This window comes from Paenibacillus sp. 01T422 (assembly GCF_056398785.1).
On sequence record NZ_JBFTQB010000827.1, the window covers coordinates 1 to 2938 of the forward strand.

A 2938-nucleotide genomic window follows, 5' to 3' on the forward strand; every position below is an offset into this window, starting at 1 on the left:
GAATAATGCCGATAATGGTTACTTCAATTAACCGCGTATAGACCGGATAGATGGGATACTGGGTGTGGCTGGCTGCCCAAATCACACTTGGAATAAGAATCGCAATAAAATTATTGCGGAAAAGCTTTTTAAATAATAGGATGCCCAGCAAACGGTAAGTGGCTTCTTCCGATATCGCCGCAACCCATGCCATCAAAGGAAAGAGGCGCGGTTCTACCATATTGAGGACGGAATCCGTTGGATCATTGACAGCCCAAACATCAAATTTGACATCCCCTGTATAGAAGAGGACCTGCTGAATGCCAAGAATGAAAAGTGCTAGTAAATAGCCACGTCCCATGCCATAAAATACCTCTGTGCCATAATGGTGCTCCTTCCAAGTTGGCCACTTGGGCTGCCCAATTGAATTCCACAGGCCGTTGCCGGCTACAAGAGAAAAGTATAGGGAAACGGCGAGTCCAACCGCCAGCACGTTCATGAAGATGATGGTTGCCCATGTGGCGAACTCCGTGCTAGGGCCCCCACTGTTTATCAATCGGAAAGCAGGGTACATATTAAAGTTATTGGCGATATAGATAGCTAAGAAAATAGCAGTCAGCAGAAGTCCGCTGCGAAATCTCATTTGTTTCCGATAAATGATGATAAGAACGATGGCGGCAATGGTCATGAGGATCGAGAAGCCCATAGAAATCCAGGTCATCACGGAAGCGGAATGATCCTGAGCTTTAAGCCAGTCCAGATGCGAAGGTGGCAAGCTGAAAAGAACCGTGAAGCCGACCAAACTCTTCTCATCGAATTGCGTGCGAACTTGTAATTTCGCTTCTCCCATAGGCTGGGATTGTTTTTCATAGTATAGAACCAAGCCGGAGTTTTTCTGTGCTGTTTCTTCCTCTTTGTCAATCGCCTTCATATCATCTGGATCCAGGCCGCGGGCCCGCATTTCCTGCTTGGCCATAATGTCAGCCTTCTGTTTGCTGATAAGCGCACTGTCGCCTTCAGCGCGATAGACCTCACGCCATCCGATTACGGCGCCGTCCGTGTAGTTGATTTCAACTTCAAACTCACGGCTCTTCTTGGAATCACTCACGTTTACTTGATAATAGTCTAACGGATAGCCTTTGCCGAATGCCGCGTCATAGCTTTCGGATAAATGCTCCTTTTGCAAATAGCCGCTGCGTTCTTTTTTGGACTGGTACGCTACAAAAGTGTTGGCCCCTTTGATAGCATAACGCTCGTTGATAAAGGTAGAGGCATGTTCTGCGGCTTGCTGTTTGGTGATGGAAGGGTTCTCGCCCGCCGGCGCTTCTTCCGTTTGTAAGCCATACAAAGCGGTTATGCCCACATAAAGGGCTATGCCTATACAGGCTAGGAGGAGGAGAAATCGGTTTAATTTCGGCCTTGGCATCATTAAGTTCCCTTCTGAATTCACGAGTATGAAACCTTCATTTCCACGTTACCATGAGTTTTAAAAGAATGCGAATTTTAGGTGGAAATAGAACCCAAACAGTTATATAATACCTATATTTGCATGTAAGCCGAATGACTTCAGTTGAGCAGGGAACGCTACAACTGACAGTAATTGGACATACCATTTCTATCGTTTCTTTCGTATCGTAGACCAGGAGGCTGTATGAGCAAAAAGTTAAGTATTTGGCAGATGACACCACCCCAAATTCTTGTCCTAGGGTTTGCCGTCATCATCTTTATAGGAGCAGGACTCCTCACACTGCCGATTGCATCAGCGACCGGCCAATCCATACCGTTTATTGATGCGCTTTTTACTTCGACATCCGCGACCTGTGTGACAGGACTTGTTGTAGTAGATACGGGAAGCACGTATACCATGTTCGGTCAGATCGTAATTGTCTCCTTAATTCAGATTGGCGGACTTGGGTTTATGACGATGGCCACACTGCTTGCCTTTGTTTTTCGTAAAAAAATTACGCTCAAGGAACGGTTGGTGCTTCAAGAGGCTTTTAATCAAGGGAGCATGGAAGGCATTGTCCGTTTGATTCGGAAAGTGATTATTTACTCCTTATCCATTGAAGCGATTGCGGCTGTTATTTTCACGATCCGTTGGAGCTTTGACCTCGGTTTTTCTAAAGCGCTGTACTTCGGCATTTGGCATGCAATCTCCATGTTTAATAATGCAGGGTTTGATTTATTTGGGACTGTTGATGCTCCTTTCGTTTCCTTTACTGGGTATGCGGATGATTTTGTTGTCAACTTTGTTGCGATGGCCCTTATTATTCTAGGTGGATTAGGCTTTATAGTGATATCTGATGCAATGGATTTTCGCAAAACTAGGAAGATTTCTTTGCACTCCAAGGTTGTACTAAGTATGACCGGCTTTCTTATCGTAGCAGGAGCTCTTATCATTTTTATATTCGAATATACGAATAACAGAACTTTAGGTTCACTTGATTTAGGTGGCAAAATATTAGCTTCCTTCTTTCAATCCGTTGCGCCGAGGACGGCAGGACCGAATACGGTGGATATTGGCGCACTTCGTCAGGCATCGCAATTTTTCATGGTCATTCTCATGTTTATCGGAGCTTCTCCGGGTTCAACGGGTGGCGGTATCAAAACTACGACATTTACGATCTTGATTGCTGCTATTGTCACCATGATCCGGGGGAAAGAAGACATCGTCATTTTCCGCTATCGTCTGGCTAAGGACCGTATTCTTAAAGCAATTACCTTAACGATGATTGCCTTATTTTTAGTCATCATTGTTACCATGCTGTTATCGACCACGGAAGATTCGCAGCTGCTCAAAATCTTGTTTGAAGTCACTTCCGCGTTCGCGACGGTAGGATTATCGATGGGACTAACGCCAGATTTAACGCTTTTCGGTAAAATTCTCATCAGCTTGACGATGTTTGCCGGGCGTCTCGGTCCGATCACGCTGGCTTATGCGCTTCAGCCGAAACAAGAG

The 2938-nt window shown here is 45.4% G+C and carries 2 protein-coding genes; one reads left to right on the top strand and one right to left on the bottom strand.

The annotated features are described in order from the left end of the window. Positions 1-1408 (bottom strand): CPBP family glutamic-type intramembrane protease (locus AC1DUA_RS31960; protein WP_477503570.1); only part of this gene is annotated, 1408 nt, incomplete at its 3' end. A 222-nt stretch (positions 1409-1630) separates the two neighbouring features. On the opposite strand from AC1DUA_RS31960, the gene AC1DUA_RS31965 reads away from it, so the two are divergent. Further along, a partial coding sequence (locus tag AC1DUA_RS31965; RefSeq protein ID WP_477503571.1) for a TrkH family potassium uptake protein occupies positions 1631-2938 on the top strand: 1308 nt, incomplete at its 3' end.